The following is a 23679-nucleotide window of genomic DNA, read 5'->3' on the forward strand; positions in this document are numbered from 1 at the left end:
TATTATTTTAAAATTACCCGTCTTTTAGATTCGAATTGATAATCACTAGCATATAATGAACCGTCACTAAAATCTAACTTTATTGCATTCTTAATTGGCTCAAAATAAGCATAATATACTTTCAAGCGTTTATTTTGATAAATTATATATGCACCCGGATTGCTTGAAAAACAACGTATGATATTAAATGCTTGTTGTTTACTCATATAACTAGTTAAAAGTGCATCATCTTTACTTAACTTAGGAGACAAAACTACTTTGGATACATCTTGTTTTATAGGATTTATTTTATTCAACTCTATATCTTTTAGTCATTTTACTATATTTTCAGAAGCTAAATTTGAAAGTTTTTCAAACATTGTTTGTGATGTATCTCTTGGTAAGATAGCAATTTTTGATGTAAACAGAATGTCTCCTGCATCAAATTCTTTGGTCATATATATTAGTGAAATTCCTGTTTCTGAATCGTTATTTAACAAACTATATTGAATCGGTGCTGCACCACGATATTTAGGAAGTAAAGAACCATGAATATTTATAGATGCTATTTTTGGTAAATCAAGAATTTTTGTTGGGATATATTGACCGAAAGCACAAGTTAAAAATATATCAACTTGATATGATGCTAACTGCTCATAGATTTGCGATATTTTCTGGGGTTGATATAAAGGAATATTATATTTTTTTGCAAGTAATTTCACTGGTGTAGGATTTACTTTATATCCACGTGATGCTGGACGATCTGGCTGACTGACAATGGCAACTACATCAAAGTTATTTATCACTTGTTCAAAGGGTTTAACAGCAAATTCAGGTGTTCCTGCTAAGATAATTTTCATTATTTATCCTTTTTATTACCAATTCATAAGGAACGATAGTTTGATAGTTTATTTATAAGCATTAGTATTTTTTTAGCCATCGGTGTTAATCCGTTTCGATCATCTTTATACCCGTCTTTGAAAAACTGTTTATCCAGTAATTCAGGGGTATAATAAGAACCGAAAATAACTATTTTTTTATTCGCTACACATTCTGTTAATAAAGGTTCTAAAAAAGTTTCTAAAAATCAATTTGAAAACTTTTTTAGTCCAAGTTCGTCAAAAATAATTACATCTAAGTACAAAATACTGGTTAAAAAATCATTAATTTCACTTACTATATCTTCGCTATTACGTCTTATGAAAGTTTTTGAATATGAATCTAAATTATTAATATTTAAATAGGCAACTTTTTTATTCATTAAAGCAAATTCGTTAGTCAAAGCTGATAACATTAGATTTCGTGAACTTTCTGCATCACCGTATAAGAAAAACCCACGAAATTTATTTTCATTAATTAATCATGGTGAATTTATTTCCATCATATGTTTAAATCCACTTTCTGATTCTGAGGTAATTTGTAAATGTGACAAACTTTCAGATGTCATCGGTGAAGAAATGTATTTAAATTTTATGTTATTCAATAATTTATAGTCAGTTATATAAGGTGATTTGTGATTAAGTGTCTTGGTAAAATTTATTTGACCATTATACCCACGTTTAATATTTGTAATAAATAAACGATTCGGGTCATTTTGTTCTTGAACATAGTCAATTAAATTGGCATATGAATTAATAATATCATTCTCTGTAAATGCTAATGTTTTAAAAATAGGTGATAATATTGGATTTTGTTTAATTTCATTAATAACTTGTTGTTTTGATGGTAAATTTGTTAAAGAAAGATGTGGGTTTTGAAAATTAGATCTGGGTTTTGAAAAATCAAACATTAACTAGTCTTTCTAGTGAGAAAATCTTGTTTTAATACAGTTTTTTGCTCAAAAATATGGGTGTATCTCTTATCAATTTTTAATTTACCATCTAAATATTTTTCAATATCTTCAAATTTAAACAAGTTTTGTGAACTTATTTCTAAAATCATTGTTCAGATGTGTTTATGTCACTTATCGCTTTTATATTTTAAACGTGCTATATACATAATTAAGTTTAAACATTTGCTTTCTGGAATTCTATCTGTTCATGTTTTTAATGAAATTTCATCAGCTGATGAAATTTCTTCATTACTTAGTTGTTTAAAAAAAGCCTGTGGTGTAAGTTTTAAAATTGCTTCATATGCATTAGAATATTGTACATTTCCTATTTCTAATGGAATAGGAAGGTTATGTTTTTTAGTATAAACCTTAATTTCTTGATCACTTATTAAAGTAGCACCTTGATTCATAATTAATTTTCTTTCAATTTGCTCTGATTCTGTTTGATTTACAGTTGAAAAAACACTAAAAAAATCTGATGTAATATCTTCATAATTAAATTCATATGAAGACACAATTTTTTGCCTTCTGGATTTTATGAACTTATCAAAATTTATCTTCCCTATTTTACTTACAATTAAATTAGTCAAAAAGGTATTTCGCTGGATATTTTCAGGTGTAAGTGGTTTTTGAATTTCAAAAATTGTTAAGGCTTTTTTATTATCTTTATATGTATTAATCAAACCAGCTCCTTCTAAACGGACACGAGCCGATTGAAGTTGTGATTCGTGTATATTTATAAAAATTGCTAATGTTGAAAAATCATATTCAACCACACTATAATCTTGCCCACCTGCTAAATCCAGTAAATACTCGTATAAACATACTCCTTCAGGGCCTAAAAAACTTCCATAAAATTGTCTTAGGTTATGTAAATCATCTGTAGAGATATTAAAATTTTTAGAAATAACAAAATTATTATATTCCAAATGTTGCATTAAACTCATCTGGTACTCCTTTTTAGATAATCAGGTAAGAATAATTTTAAATACTTATTTATATTTTTGCAGAATTTTCATAATTTTTTGCTTAGTATCACGACTTCTCATAGGGATATTCACAACCCTTTTGTTTCTAAAAAATTCGTTTTTAGTTCATTTATAGTTATTTTTTTTATCTAAATACTCAAAAAATGACTTTTCCACAAAGCGCTTATTAACAAATTCCTTGCGCTTTTTCGGACATATAGACATATTTCAAATTTCATCAAAAAGGTCACTAAAATCTGTTATTTGAGTAAATAAAATTGGTATTTCAACAAAATCAAATGTTTCTTGTAGTAATTTTGTTTTTAAATATGGATATAAAAGTCTTTCAAGAGTTTCAAAATTGTTATAATCAAGTGCTAATCAATCTTTTAAAACTTGTTTTGATATTCTACCATCCTTTATTAAAAACTCTCCGATGCTGCATTGTATCAGTTTGATAAAGGCTAAATCATTTTGATATATATTTAATACATATTCATCCATATTTATGGTTTTATAGCCCAAGGAAGCTAATGTGTTAAGAAAATAACTTTTTCCTGAGGCGATTCTACCTACAATTGCTATTTTTTTAGTTTTATTAGTCATGATTTTACCGTATTAAGTTGTAGTTGATCAAGAACATCATTTGCAGCATCTAAATCGATGTTGAGCAGATATTTTTGGATATTCAGATCAAAATCACTTACATCTGTGTTTAATTTTGCCAGTTCATAGCACATTTTTCCATCACTATAACCTGCTAAAAGTTTTTCTTTAATTGATTTGGTAAAGAGATTGCTGTTTACGATATTTTTATAGATATTATCAAAGTCATTGAAAGCCTTAATTAACTTAATTGCTGTTATATCACCAATTCCACATACTCCAGGTAGATTATCCGATGGATCACCTTTTAAACCTTTATATGTAGCTATTTGATTAGGTTTTATATGATAAAATTCAACAAAATTTTGCTCATTAATATGAAGATATTCATTTTTTTTATTCAATATAACTTCAACATCTGAACTAACTAATTGTAATAAATCTTTATCGGCTGAAAAAATAAACTTTTTACCTGGTATTTTTGTGACATAAGTTGCAACAAGGTCGTCTGCTTCATCACCAAATTGCTGAAATCATGGTAATTTTAACACACTTAAAATCTCTTTGATTTTATCAATTTGCAAATATAGCTCATTCGGAGATGAAGCACGACCTGATTTATACTTACTATATTGCAAGTGTCTTTTCGTTTTTCCTGGTGCATCAAAAGCGATGAAAAGGTATTTTGGTTTTATGTGTTTAATTAACTTAATCATTTGCATTAAAAATAGTTGTAATGCATTAGTTGGAAAACCTTCATCGTTTCTTAAAATATTAGTTAAATCGCCTCGATATGATGCATAAAAAGATTGAAAAATTAAATAATTTCCATCTATTACTAATGAAATTTCTTGCTTAGTCATTGATTAGTTCCTTGTATTCGATAAGATTATAAAATCCGTTGCGCTTTTTTACAAATGCTCGAATTCGTGTTTTTGGTTTTCGATTTAATAAATTTTTTATATTTTGACTTCAACCTTGCAGTTCTACAACCGCTGAAATATCTTTAACTTTTACCTTTGTGTGTCTAGGATTGTTTCCGTTTTTAACTGATAAAATCTCAACATCGATTCATAAACCTACTTCATTAACATTAATCAGACACGGAATATGATCATCTTTTAATTTTTTTAAATATTCTTTATTATCCGTTGTATATTTGGCCCCTAAATATTTAATTTCATATGCTTCTTGCTCGGTTAAATCTTCGGTAACTGGTGGAAATATCATTTGTGAGACCTGTGCATTTGATATATATGTTAATAAAAAATCAAAATCATCTAAATTTTCCGAACTTCTTTTTACTTGCATCTGATAGGCGGCAAAAAGTTCATTAATAGTTGGAATCATAGTAAGTAAATATTTAACTCCACCAAAGCTTCTGAAAACTCCTGCTTTAATTAAAATATCTATAACTGCTTCACCAATACCTACCCTTTTTAATCTTAAAATAGCAGTTATAAAATCAGGATAATATCCGTAATTACTGCGTTCACTGATAATCTTAGTTACAGCAACCGAACCAATACCTTTGATAATCTGCAAGGAAAGATAAATACGATCCTTTCAAAACACTGCTGAGGCACCAGAGATATTAATATCAGGAGCTACAACTAAAATACCTTGCATATAAGCCTCTTCTGAATATCTTTTGATATTTGATGAATCTATCCCTGCATCTGATAATAATGCTTGATAAAAAATTTGTGGATAGCGTGTTTTATAATAGGCTAATTTATATGCTATCAATGCATATGCGACAGCATGAGCTTTGTTAAATCCGTAATTTGCAAAACTTTCTATTTTACTATAAATTTCTTCAAGCTTTTCTTCTGGAATATTATTTTTTAGTCCACCTTCAAAGAATAAACCTTTTAATTTATGTAACTCTTGCTCATCTTTTTTAGAAATTGCACGACGTAAAAGGTCTGCTTGTGAAAAAGTCATCCCTGTCAATTTTTGAGCTATTTGCATAATTTGTTCTTGATATACTATAATCCCATATGTTTGCTTCACAATAGCATCATAAATCGGATGTACTTTTTCGATTAAGTGAATATTCTGTTTATTTTTAGCGTATATCGGTATATATTTTGCAGGTCCTGGTCTAAATAGTGAAATAATTGCATAAATATCATCAAAACTATCAACATGCACTTGTTTTATAGTTTGTCTCATTTTAGGAGATTCAAGTTGAAAAATTCCATCAGTATATTGTTTGTTTAATAAATCAAATGTTATTTTATCATTAAAAAGTGAATAAGATTGATTCATTATATTATCAAAATGGTTTTCTTCAGGTAGTTGGTTTTCAATTTCTTGTATAAAAGTAAGGTTTTTTAGTCCTAAAAAGTCTATCTTAATTAAACCGAAACGTTCTAAATAATTCATTGTAATTTCTATTTGTTGAAAACTATTATCATTATAATGAGTTGCTACTAATTGATTAATTGGTTGATTTGCAACCACTACACCAGCAGCATGTAAACCAACCTGTCGTGGCAGTCCTTCAATTTTTGATGCTAGTTGATGTAATAAAGGAAATTTAGAAATATGTAATCTATATTTTGAATTATTTTCGTAAGCATCTAAAAGGTTTTTATCATTTAAACTTAGTGTTGATGCAATGTTATCTATTTCAGTTTTGCTGATATTGATTAAATTTTTTGAAATTAAATAACGAGCAACATCGCGAATTGAATTTTTACTAGCCAATGTCTGAAAAGTCGATATTAATGCAAAATTTTCGCTTCCATATTTTTGTTTTAAATAACTTAATACTTCATCGCGACGGTTATCTTGAATATCAATATCAATATCAGGTAATGACACACGATCGACATTCAAAAATCTTTCAAAAAGTAAGTCAAATTCAAGTGGATTAATCGATGTAATTTCTAATAAATATGCTACCAAGGAACCTGATGAACTACCCCGACCTGGTCCGATATTTATCTTATGCTCGCGGGCATAAGAGAGTGCATCATGAATAATTAAAAAATAATCAATAAATCCAAGCGAATCAATCACTTTTACTTCATGTTTAATTCTTTGAATAACTTGTTCTTTATCATAATGTTTAATTAGTTGCTGGTAGCGTTTACCTAATACCTTTGACTGAAATATTTCTTTGGAATTTTCGGAAAACTTTGCTAATTTGATTTTTGAATCAGGTTTACTAATTGATATTGATTCAACTATTTTTAGCATATTTAGATAAACTATCTCATCAATATCTTCAAATTCATTATCATCAAAATAATCATTATATACTCTTATTGTTTCGTTTTTGCCTGCTATAAAAGTTAAGATAGGTAATAGTTCATTGTCATCAAAATGTAGAATCCTTTTGGTTGGAGCATAAACACTTTGATGATGTAATACTTTTTTTGAATTAAGATAGAAATTATCTAAATAATAATCTAAATTAATTTCTTTTGCTATATGTCCATATTCATCATGATCAATTAAGTAAATATCATTATTATCAAGGTAATAATAATCAGGGATTTGACTTTGTGAAATATTTGTAACGATTTTATATAAGTAATTTAATCCATTATTATTTTTTGCTATAGCAATAACTCTAAAACCTTGGATAAGTTCTAATTCAACTCCTATGATAGGTTTAAAATCATATTCATCCATAAATTCTCAATAATACTGCAAAGCATAAAAATTTTGAAAGTCAGTTAAGGTGATATATTCTTGATTCATTAGTTTGCTTAAATGCAGCAAATCAGCAACCCTAATTGTAGAATTTAAAAATGAATATTCAGTATTTGTATGTAGATAGATTTTTTTTCTCATATTTAAATTCTATTATATTTATTTTTTAAATAAATATAATAATATTATTAACATACTTATTCACAAGTTATATATATAAAAAATACCTTTTCCCACCTTTACAAAGGAGAAAAAGGTAGATTACAATTAGTTATTCAGATGTATAAAAATATTCTACTTCTGCTTTTTGCATTATATATGTATCAATATTTTTAATAACATCTTCATATATTATAAGAATGTTGCGATTCTTTGCTAATGTAACTAATGAAAACACTTCTAAGAAGATGTTATTGTTTAAATGAATTTTTTTTGATATATCCTTTCCTATTACAATAGCTTTTAATTTAACATCGTTTATTATATTAAATAAATTTTTGTCAATTGTATTAACATATAATGTTGTTGCAATACGCTTTTTTAAATTTTCCGATATTTTCTGTTTAAGTTTTGGAACATCAAATATATTTTTTTCGCTATATACTAGTGGGATTGGTGATTCTTGTGTTATAAAAAAATTATCTTGCAAAAAAACTTCCTGAGAAATTTTAAATAACTTATTTTTTGATTTTTTTGTTAATTTTTGCGATAAAAAATCATTTCATTTTGGTTGGAAAATAAAGTTTAAGTAAGGATTATTTTTAAATATTATAAAATTTTTATTGTTTTCAAAGTTATTTTTGCATTTTAATTCTGCTACTGATAATCTTGTGACATCATTGGAATTATATTTTAATATTTTGTGTTTACTAATATCAAAATTTTCATCTAAATTATTATTAATAAATAAATATTGCGATAAATCTGTTTTAAATTTCAAAAACTCTTTATCTTTTTCTATTAGTTTTTTATTAAGAAATTCATTGTATGAATCTGGTTTTGCAACAATGTTATATAATGAAAATTTTAAAATTTCTTCTACTGCTGATATTTGATTTAGCGAATCAATTTTACGTTCAAATACCGTTGCTGCAAGTAATATTTGTGTATATAATGATAATTCATTGATGTTTTTTACTTTATTAATATAATGCTCTATTTTAGTTAAAAAATTCTTTTTTATAAGAAAATAAATCATTCCATCTTTATTAAAAAAGTATGATTTCTTTATATTAAAATTAAATAAATAACCAATATTACTTAAATCTGTATCATTTATATGATTTGAAATTAAGGTATGTGGTTTTAAAGCAAAACCCAAAACTATATATGAACCGAGTCTTATATTTGTTTTTTCTTCATATGAATTATTTATGATATTTAATGGTTTGTTTTCTCTAAAATTTGTTCATTTAATCTGACAAAAAAATTCACCTTTTTGGTTGTTTGTAACTTGCATATGATAAGGTTTTTTGTGAGTAAAATTTCTATCAAATCTAAAAATAAGTTTGTCAATAAAACTAAAGTCATTACGAATTTTATTATTTATAAAAACCTGTAAATCTTGCAACGAAAAATTATTATTTTGATTTTCTAAGATAACTTCTATCTCGCTTATACTCTCTGAATCAAAATATTCTAAAAATTTTTTTAATGGTATATACTTATACATTTTAAAATCACTTTTTTTAGAATCAAAAATTGTTGATAGAAAATAAAACCTTGGATTTAATCGTATTACTCGCTTATTGTTATAATCAATTTTAAACAAAATAACACCAGATGCACTTCGGCGATATAGATAAAAAATAGCCAAAGCAAAAACAACTATGATAATTAAAATTAAAATTGCACAAATAATAGCTAAAATAATTCAAAGCAGCATCTTATCTCTCTTTTAAAATCCGAATAGAATGATGGGTTTTATTTAACGTTCGCGTTTCTCCATCTTTAAATTTTATCACAGCGTCATTGTTATCACCTAAATCAACTACTTCACCTTCACCGAACATTGTATGCGAAATTTTATCCCCTATAATCATTTTTGAATTAATTGATTTGATTTCATCTTCATTTGTAATGCTTAAATCTAATCCGTAGTTTGAGCCGGCAATCAACGAATCTTGCACATTAATTCCTATTTCATTTACAAACTGAGATGGTTCCTTATCTAAATTTGTTCCGATTATTTTGCCTCGTGATGAACTTATAAATAATTTCTTTTTTGCCCTTGTTACAGCAACATATGCTAATCTGCGTTCTTCTTCAAGCATCTCTTCATCAAGGATTTTGTTATCTTTATCATACAATCTTTGAGTCGGAAAAACTCCTTTAGTAAGCCCGACTAAAAAGATGTTATCATATTCTAATCCTTTAGCTGAATGGATAGTCATCAAAGTAACAAAATTGGTATTACCATCTGAATCATCATTTACAGATAAGAAATTAATATAATTTAAATAATCTTCAATTGTTTTATCTGGATTTTTCTTTTCCCAAATCGCAATTGAGTTAATTAATTCATTAACATTTTCTTCGGCAGTTCCACGTAGGTTTTTGTTTTTTTCAATAAATTTAAAATATTGTATTTCTTTTAAGAAAAACTCAATGACTTGTGCAATTTTTGCTTTTGGTTTAATCAAGGCTTTATGATATCTGGCAATTAAACCGATAAAACCTTTAATTTTTTCCGAAACATAGCGATGTTCCTTAATAAATCTACTTCAGTTTTTCATCAATGCTGTTAAGGTACTGTTTTCATTAGTTGAATCAACAAAATGTTTAATGATTTGAAGATTTTTTTCACCTAAACCACGATTTGGAACATTAATAATCCGCTGCATTGATAACTCATGACCGTTAAAGATTACTCTTAAAAATGCAACTGTGTCTTTGACCTCACTACGTTGATAAAACTTAGTCCCATTCATAATCCGATGTGGAATTCCTTCTTCAATAAGGATTTGTTCAAAAGCACGTGAATAAAAGTTAGAACGATACAAAATAGCAATCGATTTAAGTTGATTTTTCTCTTTTTTAAGTAAGTTTATCTCATTTACAACTCATCGAGCTTCTGCTTCTTCGTTGAAACTATGCATATATTTAATATTTACTCCCGATTCATTATCAGTAACTAAATCTTTATTAAAACGAATTTTATTATGTTTAATTAACTTATTAGCAGCATCTAAAATCTTCTTTGTAGAACGATAATTAACATCCAAAACAACTGTTTTAGCATTTGGAAAATCTTTGTTAAAATTTAAAATTAAATTAACATCTGCTCCTCGTCAATTATATATAGTTTGATCTGGATCACCTACAATTGTTAAATGTGTATGTGGTGTAATAATACTCTTAATAATTTGATATTGCAGCACCGATGTATCCTGAAACTCATCAATTAAAATATAATCATATTTATTCTTATATTTTGTTAAAACATCGGGACGTAATGTAAATAAATTATTAGTTTGTAAAATTAAATCATCAAAATCTAATGCTCCATTTTGCGCTAAATAATTAGTATATTGTACATAAATTTTGTTTAAAATACTTTTTTCACCTTCTTCTTTATATAAATCAGAAATGTTTTTATTAAAGTTTTTTATGTGAGAAATATGTTGCAATGCACTTTTATAACTTACTTCATTTGTTGTAATATCAAATTCTTTGTATATTTTTGCTAGAACTTGTTCTTTATCAGCTTCATCGATAATAATAAAATTATTTTTGTATCCTAATAAATGAATTTCTTTTTTCAAAATACCAGCACAAAAGGAGTGAAATGTCATAATGTTAAGCTTATCTTTGCTTTCATTACAGTATTTTTGAATTCTACCCGACATCTCTTGTGCAGCCTTGTTAGTAAAGGTTACAGCTAGGATTTTACTTGGAGAAATTCCATATGCATTGATTAAATAGGATACCTTTCGAGTAAGTACCTTAGTTTTCCCTGTTCCGGCTCCTGCTATAATACGTAAAGGGGTATCGAAATATTTAACTGCCTGTGCTTGATGTTCATTAAGATCAGCAAGCAAATTAATCTTCTTATTTATATTCATATGCTTCCTTTATGGTAAGTTAAATTGATCACTACGATATATTTGTCTTCATTGATAGCGAAATGGTTCTAATATATATTGATTGTTTGAAGTTGCTTCAATTTGTTTATTAAAAACCACTCTTGAGTTAGTTAAAAAATCAGTTAATGAAAGTCTTTTTTTTCAAAAAACTAATAAAAAATAATTAGCAAATTTAGTAAAACCAAGTATAGAAAATAAGGTAGTGCTAACTTTAATAGCAATATCATTCTTGATACTTTCATTGAGTTGTGGGATTTTTTTATCTGTAACTTTTATATCAGATGGATAAATGGTCGCAAGAAAAAATAAAAAAATAAATGATATAAAAAATGCAGCAATAATATTTCTCTTTAAGAGCATTTTTATCTTAAATACTTTACTGTGGGTGTCAATTACTTTACATTTAAAAATATATTCACCGAACATTTTTCCTTTTGTTAGTCAAGGGAAAAAGAAATAATATAAATTTGATCAAAATATTGCGATAACAAATGCTAAATAGTAATTTAAAGCATTTATTTTTTCTTTTATAACTGAATTATGTGAAAATCCTCAAAAGATTAAATAAATAACTATTGCATAAATAATAAAATTTATTAAATCGATTGTAAATCTTCTTAAAAAATTAACATTTTGATACATTATTCTAATGCTGACAAAATAGGTATTTTGCGAAGTTTCTTGCTATCAGATAAAATCAGTGAAGCTTCAGTTGATGCTTTTCTTATATACGGATTTGATGAATCGTAATTATTTGCACAAAATTGGTTTTCTAACTTCGTTAATAACTCAAAATGTTTATCAAGTAAAAATTTACTTCTTTTTTCTTTAATTATACTTCTTTCATTAAAGAAAATTGTACGATACATTAAAGAAGTACCAGTTAAAAATCCAGTTAAAAGCAACTTAATAAAATAGGATTTAGCATATATAAATTCTTCAGCACATCTATCTTCAATTGGTTTATTTAGCATTCATTTTTCTATTCCATTAAAACTACCAAGGAAATATTTGGTATTAAATCAAATATCAGAATCAAAATATTCACAATATATTCTGTAATCTAAATACATATAAGTTTTTGCTTCTAATAATAAAATATAATTTATTTCAATACACATTTTAGTATCATAATTGTTTGCAGGAATATAATTTATTACCTTTTTTACTAGTTGTTTTTTGAAAATTTTATTAAAAATAAAAGGGAAAGCATATGCAATTACTGATTTATTTTTGCTAATTAAAACAGACTTATCAATTTGTTGTCGAAGTTTGGGTTTTCAACTAATAGAACCAATTATTCTTGGTTTAAGTTCTAATATATCAACATCATAAAATTTTGCTTGATTGACTATTTCAGAAACATAATTTTTCTTTAAATGACTTTTGCTATTTATTACAGCGATAAAATCGCCTTTAGCGAGTTTAAAAGCACTAAGTAAGTTATACTGATATGAATTAATTTTACTGTTATATATAACAATTAAGCGTTCTTTAAAGAAGTCGTAATATTCACTAATTACCTTCACAACTTGTGCTTCTTCATTGCTATGATTAAGGCATAAAATAACCTCAAAATCCTGGTTATCTTGTTCAACTAAATCTTTTAAATATTTTTTAACATCTTTTTTATATTTATTATCAAGCGAAATCAATGAAAGCTTCATTTGAACTCCTTATTTACTATAACATTAATTTTATCATATTTATGCATAAATTCATTAAAAATGACCTTTCAAACTGTGAAAAGTCATTTTTATTTATAATCGTTAATCCCATTGAAGACTTGCTCTTCTGTTTTATTAACTTCTCAATAACCACTTGCATCACGATTGATTTTAATTCTTTGATGTATTTGTTCAAAGAATACAAAAAATCTTGTTGTAACAAATAAACTTGATATAAGTAATATTAATAATCCAAGCAACATAAAGACACCAAATCATAGGTTTGTTGTTTTATTAAGAGCTATTAAAATGATTAAAGTGATCATTATTATTATGAGCAGATAAATAAACTTAGTAATCGATTTGCTAATTACATCGTTTATAACTAACTTAACATCCGTTTTTGACAAACTGTGTTGATGGTATCTATGTCGAATTACTTCTTTGATGTTAGCAAATAAATTAGTTGTAATATAAATATATATTGATTCCAAGATTAAGAATGCTACTAGAACATAATTATTTAATGGTACTCTAGTAATGAATAAAATTGCATATAGACTTAAAAACAATAAGATAAATCCTAATAAACCTGCTACAGCATATGTGATACCAATTCGGATAATATAGTAAATTACAATTAATGCAGAGAAAATAGCAAATAAAATAATTGAAATAACTAATGATTTGCTGAGTTCTTTGTTAGAAAGTTTGATAAAATCAATTTTTAAACTTACATCGGTTGCACCTTTTATTATTTTTTGAATCTGGATAACTTCTTGATCCGATAAATTTTGCTTAGATGTTGCAATGATGCTATAGTAATCATAATTTGAATTTCTTGCTATGTTATATACTATGTTATAAGATTTCAGTTCTGAATTTTCATTTAGTTTATTTACTAATTCTTTTGCAATTGAGTTGGATAAACCTAAATGCGAATTATTATAATTATCAGTAATAAAAAACATTGTTCCACGACCTGAATTTGTATCAATGCTAAATGATGCTAATGTATTTTTATAAACTGTAGATAAAGCAATAAAAACAATTAATCCAACTACTATTATAATGAAAATAAAAATAATTAAGTAATTAGATGTTTTTATTCAATTAACTTTTGAAAAGTTTGATTTAGGTAATGTGTCTGTTTTTCGATAAATTCCATAAATTCAATTCTTTTTTTCAAAACCATTATTTATTATAAATTCAAGAGTATATTTATTAAATATTAAAACAACAAAAACTAAAAAGACTGAAGCGATTACATATATTACCGAAGCAATATTAAATGTGTTTTGTCCAAGGAAATAGGTAAATATACCAAGTATTAAGATTAAAATATTCGTATCAACAATCGACCTAACTGAATCGCGATATGAATTTTTGATTGCTTTTTTCTGAGTATCTCCTTTTTTTATCCGATGCTTCATTCGATCAAAAAGTAAAATACTAGTATCCAAAAAGAATCAATAACTAGAAATAACAAAAATAAAGGTGTATGGTGAATATTCCCCTCGTAATGCTGTAAAGATTAATAATGTTAGGAAAATATATAACGCTGCAGAAATAGTGTTTAATGCTCCTAAAATACCATAATTAACTATCATAAAGATAGAAAGAACTACAAAAATAGTAATTGCAGCAATCATTGTATAAAACATTGTAGAATTATCAATTTCTTGATGAGCATATACACTTGAAACAAGATCTAATTTATAATCATCAAGTGCAAAATTAATCTCATTTGCCAAATCTGTAGCTTGATTATTTGTATAATTATTTGATAGACGAATTGGTTGTCCGTTTTGGTTAATCAATAAACTACCGATAAAATATTTTTTAAGGTTTTCTTTAATCAAGTTATCTTTTTGTGCATTTGGTTCCCTAACACGTTCATTAACATGCACATAATTTCAAAGATTCTTGTTTGCTTTTTGTCAACCTGATGCATCATTTTTTGCAATTAATTCTAAATCCTTATAATTAAGTCAAAAAAGCATATGTTTATCTTTCGATCTTAATACACCCTCAGTTGCTTGTGCCCATTCTGAATTTTCTGAAACAGCAATAGATATAAAGTTTGAATTATCAAAATTTGAAGGTGTATAACTAGCACCATCTTTTTTAAATGGTGGGAATAATTTATCGTAATCAGCAGTATCTAAACTAAGATTAGAATTATATTTACCTTCTAAGAATAATGGTTTTAAATCAGAATCCGTAATTAATAAACTTGGTTTATCTACCAATTGATGTTCAAATTCTGATTTTTCATCATCGTTAAAGTTTCCACTTTTATTTATCAACAAATAACCATCGGATAATGTTGTAACATTGCTACCACTAATTCTCTTTGCAATATCTACATTAACTTTCTCTGTTTCAGAAGCATTTGCTAAATTACCATTATATTTCACCGATATAACAGTTTTAATCCCATTAGTGTAATCTATGGATGTGTTCGATGATTTACCAATATAAAAAATGCTACCAAACACAATCGTAATGATTGCAGAAATGAGCATAAAAATACTTATTATGGATCTAAAAAATTTGTTTGAAAATAATAATTTTTTCATATTATTCATAAATATAATATACCACAATTTATGGTTTTTTTTAGTAAGATTTAGTATTTGTTATAATATTTTTTGTGAAATTAAGTAATCAATCCCTTTAGATGTAATTCTCCTTCCTCGTGAACTTTTTTCAATTAAATTAAGATAAAGCAAAATCGGTTCAATTTCAGTTAGGATATCGCCTTTTTCTCGAATAGTTAGACCTGAAATAGTGTTTAATGACACACTATTTTGATCAAAACCATCCTTTAGAATTTCTAAATACTGAATATGTTCGTTTGTTAATCCGTATTTATAAATTTCCAAACTTCTTAAAGTTTTCTTAGTAATCTTTTTATCAATAATACCATTATTATGAGAGATAGCAAAATCGTGAACACGTTGAATGATGTGATTTGCAATTCTAGGTGTTAACCTTGAATATTCACATAAAATTTCTAAAATTTCAGTTGCAACTTTTATATTCAATTTGGTACATGTATTCTCAAGAATTCGTATAATATCATCTTTTGTGTAATTAATAATTCTACCAATATAGCCAAAACGATCCTTAAGTGGTTGGATTATTTCATTAATTTTAGTAGTTGCTCCAATCAAAGTGAATGGTTTTATCTTCATACGCATCGATCGAGAATTACCATCTACACCTATGATTAAGTCAAAAACAAAATCTTCCATTGCATTATATAAAAATTCAATCACTGCTTTATTAATACTATGGATTTCATCAATAAATAATATATCTCCTTCGTTAATTACAGAAAGCATACTGATTAAATCAGATTTCTTCTCAATATTTGCTCCCTGAACATAATGAATGCTTTTGCCATATTCATTTGCTATAATTGTAGCTAATGTTGTTTTACCCATACCGGGTGAACCATAAAAAAGTATATGTGGAAGTACTTTGTCTTGGACTTTTGAACTTTCTATAATTGTTTTTAGTGTATTTTTTAAATGATTTTGTCCTATAAAATCATCAAAATTTTGAGGTCTAAGCTCTAATTTCTCCATCTTTATTTCCAGTAATTAAACCAATGCTTTCTTCAAGCATCTTATCAAAGTCTTTTTTCTCAGTAATATTTAAAAGCGCATAATCAATTTGTTTTTTCTTGAATCCTAATGTTGATAATGTGTTTGATAATTCATTAATCATTGCAGTTGATTCAGAATTAGTTTGAATGCTTTTATCAACCATTTTTCTTCATTTATCACCTAATTCTAAGCATATAAGTCGTGCTGTTTTTTCACTTACAAATTGACATTTTGCAATTTCTTCTCAATTATTTTGTGCAATTGCATTTGCTATTAATTCTCAACCTTTATCTAAGATGATAATCGCTACTTTTGGTCCTACTTTATCTACATTTAGTAAATCCATAAATAGGATTCTTTCTTTAAATTCCTTAAACCCATAGAAATTATGTAGATAATCTGTTGAATGTTCATAAATGTATATTTTCAATTTTTGTCCTAATTCAAAGCGATTTATACTTGGAACAGTTACAATGTAGCCATCTCCTTTGTTTTCAAATATCAAGTTATTTTTATTTTTGTGAACTATTTCACCAATTTTATAAAGTATCATTTTTTCCTCCACAATATATATAAAAAAAGAACTAATTACAAACTAAAAAAGGCGAAAAAAAATAGCAAATGCTACTATTTCTGAATTCTGTCACTTTGTGCAACATAGTGTTTAACTTTTACACCTTTGTAAAAACCACAATTTCAGCATACAACATGTTGTTCAATTGCTTCTGAACAGTTACTGCATTTTACTAAATTAGGTAATGTTAAAGCACTGTGTGTTTGTCTTTTGTGTTTACGTTGTTTAGATGTTTTACGTTTTGGTACAATAGCCATGGTTTTCCTCCTTTGTGGTTTTTTTTAATAAAAATTATCTTAATAATTGAAAGCTTTTTAATTATATTAAAAAAGATTATAAATAGAAATAAAAAATTATGTTTTTTATCTAATGAAATTTATACTTAATAGATTCTTTCAAAAACATTAACTTTTACTTTTTTAACTATATTACAGTTGTAAAAATACAACTGGAAGATAATTATAGTTAGTATTTTAATGTATCTTGATATAAATCGTAAAACATCCCTGAGACAACGGGTTGGTTTTTATAAAATAAAGTTTTATAATCTTGTGAAATAAACACATAATTTCGGGTTTGAATATCTTTGATTTTTGTTAATATTTTGGCTGGATAATGAAAATGCCTAGATAATGGTATCTTGTAAAAATAATCTGACTTTTTCTGTTGCATATCATAATCTTTTGCATAAACAAATATTCCGTTGCTTCGGAAATTAAGTTGTGTGTTCTCTCTTTTATCTAGTATTTTATGATATAAAAGATTGCTCTTTCCTAATTTATTATTATAATCACGATATTTTTTTAAGTCTTTTTGCATTCTTTTAAAGGTAAAAAATGAATTCGTGTATAAAAACAAATCAATTCCAAAAAGCATCAATAAAGTTATCATAACTGCATTAAAAGTATCGTATGAATTTGTGTTAATCTTTTGTTTTAACAGTATAAATAAGAGCAAAATAGAAATAAACGAAATTACACTGATTATTGTTATAAAAATTAGAATTTTAATATATAATTTAATTCTTTGATACAAGAAATCAAAAACTTTGTTATCAATCTTTGCTTTAGCATTCTTAAGTCGATATAAACTAAAACTAATATAATCTGATACAAATTTGTTATAAGGTATCAGAAATCAAATCATCGAATAAATTATACCTATCATATTCTTCCTTAATCTTTTTGTTTTTATAATTATATCATTTGATATAAATTCACTAAATTTTTGATATTTTTAGTCTAATTACTTTTATTTTATAAATCTTATGATATAAATATTAATAATTATTATTCTTATTTACAAAATTATAATATTTCCTTAAAAATAACTTATCAAATTAATGCAGGAGCATAAATGAACAATACTATTCCTACTAAAATTTTAGGTTTAGGTGGTTTACTTGAAATAGGTAAATCTACCCTTATAATAGAACATTTAAATCATATTTTTATCATTGATTCAGGAATTAAATTCGCTGATACTTATAATACTGGTATCAAAGGGATTGTACCTAGATATGAATATTTAAAGCAATCTAATAAAATAATTGAAGGTGTTTTTATCACTCATGGGCATGAAGATCATATTGGTGGAGTTGTATATTTAGCAAAACAAGTTAATATTAAAAAAATCTTTGCCCCAAGAATTGCAATTCAATATTTAAAATTAAAATTTGATGAACATAAAATTAATAAAAATATCGAATTTATCGAGATAAATAAATCAGATGTACATTACTTTGATAATAATTGTAAAGTTGATTTTTGAACTGCACAACACTCAATTCCAGATGCTTTTGGTATCAGAATTACAACTCCAAATGGTTCAATAATGTGTACTGGAGATTTTCGTTTTGATTATACTCCAATTGGTAATTACACAGATTTTGCCCGCCTCGATGAAATCGGAAAACAAGGACTTACAGCACTTTTATCCGATTCTACTAATGCAATGCGTCCTAATCACTCACCAAGTGAAAGTGATATTTTGACTGACATTGAACGTATTATTACTGATGCAAAACACAAAATTGTTGTTACAACTTTTGCATCAAACCTTACAAGAGTTAAAGTTATTATCGAACTAGCTCAAAAGTTAGGTAGAAAGGTCATTACATTCGGAAGATCAATGATACAAGGAGTGAAAATTGGCCGCAAGTTAGGTTATATAAATGTTAGCGATGATGTTTTAATCGATAAAAAACAACTTGCAAGCACACCTAATAAGGATTTACTAATTTTAACCACCGGATCACAAGGAGAACAATTAGCAGCTTTATCAAGGATGAGTTATGGTAAACATGCTACTATAAAAATAACCAAAGGTGATGTAATTATATTTTCCTCAAGTCCAATTCCTGGAAATCGTATGGTTGTAGAATTACTTATTAACCGACTTTATAAACTAGGAGCAATAATCAAAGAAAATGGTATTGATGGTTATTTACATACGTCTGGTCATGCATATCAATGAGAGCATGACAAAATTTTTAGACTAACTAAACCCAAATACTTTCTTCCTTATCATGGTGAATACCGAATGTGTGTTGCACATGGAAAAACAGCCATATCAAATGGTATAAATCCAAAGAATGTTTTGATTTTAGAAAAAGGTGATGTATATCATATGTTGAATCAAAATATCTATAAAACCAATGAGAAAGTTGATTTTGGACCAGTTTATATTGATGGTAATAAAGTATTAACAATTAATGCAAATATTATTAAACAAAGGGAGATGCTGAAAGAATCTGGTTTTGTAAATATAGTATTTTTAATAGATAAAGAAAAAAATATGATTATTGGTAGACCTAATATTATCACTCGTGGAAGTTTCTTTGTTAAAACATCCAAAGAATTAGTAGATGAAGCTCGACGTATTAGTCACGGAGCAATCTTACATCAAATCAAAAACTCGAATAATTGAACCACCAAGGATTTAGAAAAAGTTATTATCGATAGATTATCTAATTTGTTTTATAAAGAAAAACGTCGTAAACCAATTATTATTCCTACAATTATATTTACCGAAGAAACAGCTGATGAAAGGATAAAAGAATGTAAAATTAATTTTACTAATTCTAAATCAGATACACAACTTTGCCATATCGAAAACAAAACACAGATAATAAAAAACAACAAAAAACAAAAACAAATGCTTGATGATTTAAAGCAAGAAATTTTTGGTGATGTTTGTGCAGATGATGATCATGACGAAGATGATGAAATTTAAAATAACAAGGTTTTCTTGTTATTTTATCTTGGAGTTGGACTAAAAGATTAATAACCAATTATATTAATCTTTTTCGCAATTCTTTATGTTTATCAATATTTATTTTTATATTTTTTAGAATTTTTAAATCAAATATTTGATTAATTTATTCTAACATTAATATTTTTTTTGTAAAACTAGGAAATCATTTGCTTGTTTATAATTCATTTCTCCATCAAATAGCACTTCATTATCTTTTGGAACAAAAAATACTTCATAAACTAGACTTGCCTTTTGTTCAGAAGCATTTGGTATACTAAAAAAATCATATTTTGAAAAATTGAAATTAAAGGTTCGTTGACTTACATATGAAATATGGACTTTATTATTCTTCTCCTTATTTATCACTAGATGATTAGGAAAATTTCAGTTTAATATTTGACCAAGTGATTTACTTATATGAACTATGAGTTTATTTTTTCTCAAAACATTCTCTATTTTCTTCCCAGATAAAAATAATTCTTCAAAATTATTTTTTATATTTAATGGAGTTAAATTAGATGACTGTTCTTTTGCTGTATTTAATAGTGGTAGAAGAATTTTTTGATTAAATTCTTCTGTTGTGTTAATTATCAATGGCTGCTTTGTTTGCTCGATATTAGATAATGATCGATTTGTTAAATCTCCTAAAAATAATATTTTTTTAGAATTTATACTTTGTTTTATCTGAATATTATTTATCAGATTTGTTAAACTTTCAAACGATTCACGAACTATAAAATCTGTAAATTTATAATTAAGTTCATAATACAATCTTTTTTTTAACACTTTTTGTTGTGTTTTATCAAGTTCAGTTATTGTGTAATCTTTGTTTTTTGGTATTTTTAACACAGTAAATATAGGTAAGTAAGGTGAAAGAGCAGTTCAAACAGGTAAATCCATACCTGTAGTTGTTTTTAGTATACTTACTTTGTTGCTGCTGATATGATCAAAAATTAGATATTCTAAATATTCAGTGCCAAATAAATCACCATCTTGATATATAAGGATATTATTATCATTTAATACATTTTCTAAGCTTTGGTTATTTAAAAAATCTTTTTCAAAAATTTGCAAAATATCATTGTCCGACAATAATTTTTGCATATGAAATTTTTGGTATGTTTGATTGATAACATTTATAACAGTATCATTAAATTCGGATTTAGATTTAATTAATGTAGGCTTGCTAAAATAAATCGGAGTAGTTGAAATCTTATTTTTATCTATAAATTGATCAAAAAGCTCAGAATTATTCATAACAATTCCTTGTTGAACTTGCTTAAGTCGTAGCAAATCCATTAAATATGGTGTATCAGTAGAAACAGTTTCTGAATAATCTTTTTTATTTGAACATGAAACTGCAATAGCAGTGAATATTGGTGTAGAGATAAGTAGTGATTTTAATAATTTACTCTTGAATGACATATGTAAACGCTAAAACATCATCAACAGAATTTTCAAACAAAGCTGATTTTCATTTCTTCACTACTAATCTATATTCACCATCTTCTGTTGTATGATATTCTATTAATTCATCATTTGATGAAATAGACTTAGAAGATGCTACTGTTATTCAACCTTGAATTTTATCATATTTTTCTAAATACAAATCATAATCAGAAAACTTTTCTGATTGTCTATTCAATACCACTTTATGTTTTAATCAATCATTAGAACGATGCTCAATGCTTCATTTTTCACTTTCTTTATTTAATCTGTCAACTTCAATAGAATTAGCAACTATTCCACCAATAGGTCCTAAAAATCATCATCAATTAACATTAGGATTATATGCTGGTTGATTTTCTTTGTTTTTTAATAAACCTGCATTAAACATCCATGATAAAGATGCTTTTATTGTTTTTCCTTTTGAAGTAAAAAAAGAATTAGTAGATTTTATTACACCAGCTGAATTATTATATTTAACTGTTGCATAATTAATATGATTTGATGCTTTTATCATATTTTCATAATCAGGAATTCCGGCTCCATATTTATTTGAAAAACCGCTAGTCTTTATTTTTTGATCACTATCATTTGTTGAAACAGCAGATGCACTAAGGATGCTTTTTAATGCTGGTATTCTATATAAATCATTGTCTAATAAAGGTTTTTCTCGTAATAATGTTGATAGCATACCCGCAACAACAGGAGATGAAAAACTTGTTCCTTGTCAGGTTTGTCCGTTAGCTAATGTATATGAGCCTGGTGCAGCTATAAAAGGCTTAGCTATATCACCGTGACTCGAATCAATTAAAACATTAGAATATGATGCTATTTTATTATCTTTTATGTTATCGTTTAAATTTTTATCTAGTGCACCAACAACTATTGAATTATATGATAAACCAAATTGATTTATTCACTTCATCATTTTCTGATTATCATTTCCATTTCCAGCTGAAATTACATTCAATACACCATATTTTCTTGATAAATAATCAAGAATATAACTTTCTTCATCATAATACTTATATTTTTCTTCATTAAAACTTCCGTAACTGTGATTTATGATTTTTATTTTTTTGTCAATTACCATTTCTTCTAATCTTGTTTGTCAATCAGAATTTGTATTATAAAATGATGAAAAATATATGCTAGCTTTTTTGTCAAAACCTTCTTTTCCTGCTGCTATTATTGTCGAAATTAAACCATGATCATTGTTCACATTATATTCGTTAAGTATTTCAACTTTGTTTTTGTCGAAATTATTAGTTTTTCATTTTTGTAGTGCTCTATTTGCTTCCAAAATACCTATTTTATTTAAATTATATCCACCATGACTATTAAGATCTTTTTCGTTTTGTTTTAGAAAATTAACGGTTTTATAAACATCATTTATATTCTTAATATCATAATTATGGTGATTATAATAAGATCCACCACCTAATATTCTAGTATCAATTTCACTAAATTTTGTCATCAGCATCATATTTGATTCTGGATTATTTTTATACAATATAAATCTATTTACTTGTTTGTTATCCTTTATTTTTGAAATAAATTCTTTGCGATCTGTTTCGCTTTTGAAATAAAATCATACAATAGGTGATATTCTGCTAATAACAGAATTTAAAAAATCTATTTTCAACATTTTCATATGCTCAAGAAATTTTTGATTTTCTGTTTTTATAAAATCTTCATCATTGATTTGATTTTGATTTTTGTAATTATGATTTAATAGAACCTTTAATTCAAAATGATTATCAGGTTGTGGTGTTGAAGAATTAATACTATAATTTCTAGCAAAAGATTCTCTTATTTGTAGTTTTGGATTTGTTGAATTTTCATATCATTGAACATTAGTTACATTCCTTGGTGTTGATACAATGGTTATAGGAAAAACAACAGTAGATGCTATACCTAGTACACATAAGAACTTTCTTTTATGTTTCATTATGCTCCTTTTTTAATTTTAAATTGATAAG

18 protein-coding genes are annotated in these 23679 nt (G+C 26.0%); 1 reads left to right on the top strand and 17 read right to left on the bottom strand.

Going from position 1 to position 23679, the window contains the following annotated elements; all coding sequences use genetic code 4:
• Positions 1–2: 2 nt before the first annotated feature.
• From fmt to ACXYRR_RS01530, 15 genes are all read right to left on the bottom strand, one after another.
• A complete protein-coding gene (gene fmt, locus ACXYRR_RS01460; protein ID WP_435128455.1) occupies positions 3–839 on the bottom strand; it encodes a methionyl-tRNA formyltransferase in 837 nt (278 codons plus the stop codon).
• Positions 839–1768, bottom strand: coding sequence for a hypothetical protein (locus ACXYRR_RS01465; protein WP_435128458.1), 930 nt, complete (start codon positions 1766–1768; stop codon positions 839–841). The genes fmt and ACXYRR_RS01465 overlap by 1 nt, the downstream gene beginning before the upstream one ends.
• On the bottom strand, positions 1768–2757 hold the full coding sequence (locus tag ACXYRR_RS01470) for a replication initiation and membrane attachment family protein (RefSeq protein WP_458597464.1): 990 nt from the start codon (positions 2755–2757) through the stop codon (positions 1768–1770). The genes ACXYRR_RS01465 and ACXYRR_RS01470 overlap by 1 nt, the downstream gene beginning before the upstream one ends.
• A gap of 45 nt (positions 2758–2802) precedes the next feature.
• Positions 2803–3384 carry a dephospho-CoA kinase gene (locus tag ACXYRR_RS01475; protein WP_458597466.1) on the bottom strand — a complete coding sequence of 194 codons (582 nt, stop codon included), beginning with the start codon at positions 3382–3384 and terminating at the stop codon, positions 2803–2805.
• Positions 3360–4247 carry a 5'-3' exonuclease gene (locus ACXYRR_RS01480; RefSeq protein ID WP_458597468.1) on the bottom strand — a complete coding sequence of 296 codons (888 nt, stop codon included), beginning with the start codon at positions 4245–4247 and terminating at the stop codon, positions 3360–3362. Before ACXYRR_RS01480 ends, ACXYRR_RS01475 begins: the two co-directional genes overlap by 25 nt.
• Positions 4240–7194 (bottom strand): DNA polymerase III subunit alpha, encoded by a 2955-nt coding sequence (gene dnaE, locus ACXYRR_RS01485; protein ID WP_458597470.1) that lies wholly within the window; start codon positions 7192–7194, stop codon positions 4240–4242. The genes ACXYRR_RS01480 and dnaE overlap by 8 nt, the downstream gene beginning before the upstream one ends.
• A 130-nt stretch (positions 7195–7324) precedes the next feature.
• Positions 7325–8938 carry an MHO_4530 family protein gene (locus ACXYRR_RS01490; RefSeq protein ID WP_458597472.1) on the bottom strand — a complete coding sequence of 538 codons (1614 nt, stop codon included), beginning with the start codon at positions 8936–8938 and terminating at the stop codon, positions 7325–7327.
• Between the two features lies 1 nt (position 8939).
• Positions 8940–11117 (bottom strand): ATP-dependent helicase, encoded by a 2178-nt coding sequence (locus tag ACXYRR_RS01495; protein WP_458597474.1) that lies wholly within the window; start codon positions 11115–11117, stop codon positions 8940–8942.
• Positions 11118–11126: 9 nt separating this feature from the next.
• Positions 11127–11780 (bottom strand): RDD family protein, encoded by a 654-nt coding sequence (locus ACXYRR_RS01500; protein ID WP_458597476.1) that lies wholly within the window; start codon positions 11778–11780, stop codon positions 11127–11129.
• Positions 11780–12805 (bottom strand): glycosyltransferase family A protein, encoded by a 1026-nt coding sequence (locus tag ACXYRR_RS01505; RefSeq protein ID WP_458597478.1) that lies wholly within the window; start codon positions 12803–12805, stop codon positions 11780–11782. Before ACXYRR_RS01505 ends, ACXYRR_RS01500 begins: the two co-directional genes overlap by 1 nt.
• Before the next feature lie 89 nt (positions 12806–12894).
• Positions 12895–15387, bottom strand: coding sequence for a protein translocase subunit SecDF (gene secDF, locus ACXYRR_RS01510; protein WP_458597480.1), 2493 nt, complete (start codon positions 15385–15387; stop codon positions 12895–12897).
• Positions 15388–15447: 60 nt separating this feature from the next.
• The gene (gene ruvB / locus ACXYRR_RS01515) at positions 15448–16401 is read right to left on the bottom strand and encodes a Holliday junction branch migration DNA helicase RuvB (RefSeq protein ID WP_458597482.1); all 954 of its coding nucleotides are present in this window, start codon (positions 16399–16401) and stop codon (positions 15448–15450) included.
• Positions 16382–16975: a Holliday junction branch migration protein RuvA gene (gene ruvA / locus ACXYRR_RS01520; RefSeq protein WP_435128490.1), complete on the bottom strand. Its 594-nt coding sequence runs from the start codon at positions 16973–16975 to the stop codon at positions 16382–16384. The genes ruvB and ruvA overlap by 20 nt, the downstream gene beginning before the upstream one ends.
• Positions 16976–17049: 74 nt before the next feature.
• On the bottom strand, positions 17050–17253 hold the full coding sequence (gene rpmF, locus ACXYRR_RS01525; RefSeq protein ID WP_435128492.1) for a 50S ribosomal protein L32: 204 nt from the start codon (positions 17251–17253) through the stop codon (positions 17050–17052).
• 208 nt (positions 17254–17461) lie between these two features.
• Positions 17462–18163, bottom strand: coding sequence for a hypothetical protein (locus ACXYRR_RS01530; protein WP_458597485.1), 702 nt, complete (start codon positions 18161–18163; stop codon positions 17462–17464).
• Positions 18164–18352: 189 nt separating this feature from the next.
• On the opposite strand from ACXYRR_RS01530, the gene ACXYRR_RS01535 reads away from it, so the two are divergent.
• Positions 18353–20230, top strand: a complete 1878-nt coding sequence (locus ACXYRR_RS01535) for a ribonuclease J (protein ID WP_458597487.1) — start codon at positions 18353–18355, stop codon at positions 20228–20230.
• A gap of 156 nt (positions 20231–20386) precedes the next feature.
• Here ACXYRR_RS01535 and ACXYRR_RS01540 read toward each other — a convergent pair whose 3' ends face one another.
• Together ACXYRR_RS01540 and ACXYRR_RS01545 are read right to left on the bottom strand one after the other, a co-directional pair.
• Entirely contained in the window at positions 20387–21676 is a 1290-nt protein-coding gene (locus tag ACXYRR_RS01540) for a hypothetical protein (RefSeq protein WP_458597488.1), read from the bottom strand.
• Positions 21660–23648: a S8 family serine peptidase gene (locus ACXYRR_RS01545; protein ID WP_458597489.1), complete on the bottom strand. Its 1989-nt coding sequence runs from the start codon at positions 23646–23648 to the stop codon at positions 21660–21662. Before ACXYRR_RS01545 ends, ACXYRR_RS01540 begins: the two co-directional genes overlap by 17 nt.
• Positions 23649–23679 lie beyond the last annotated feature (31 nt).

Source organism: Mycoplasma sp. 246B (genome assembly GCF_054353935.1).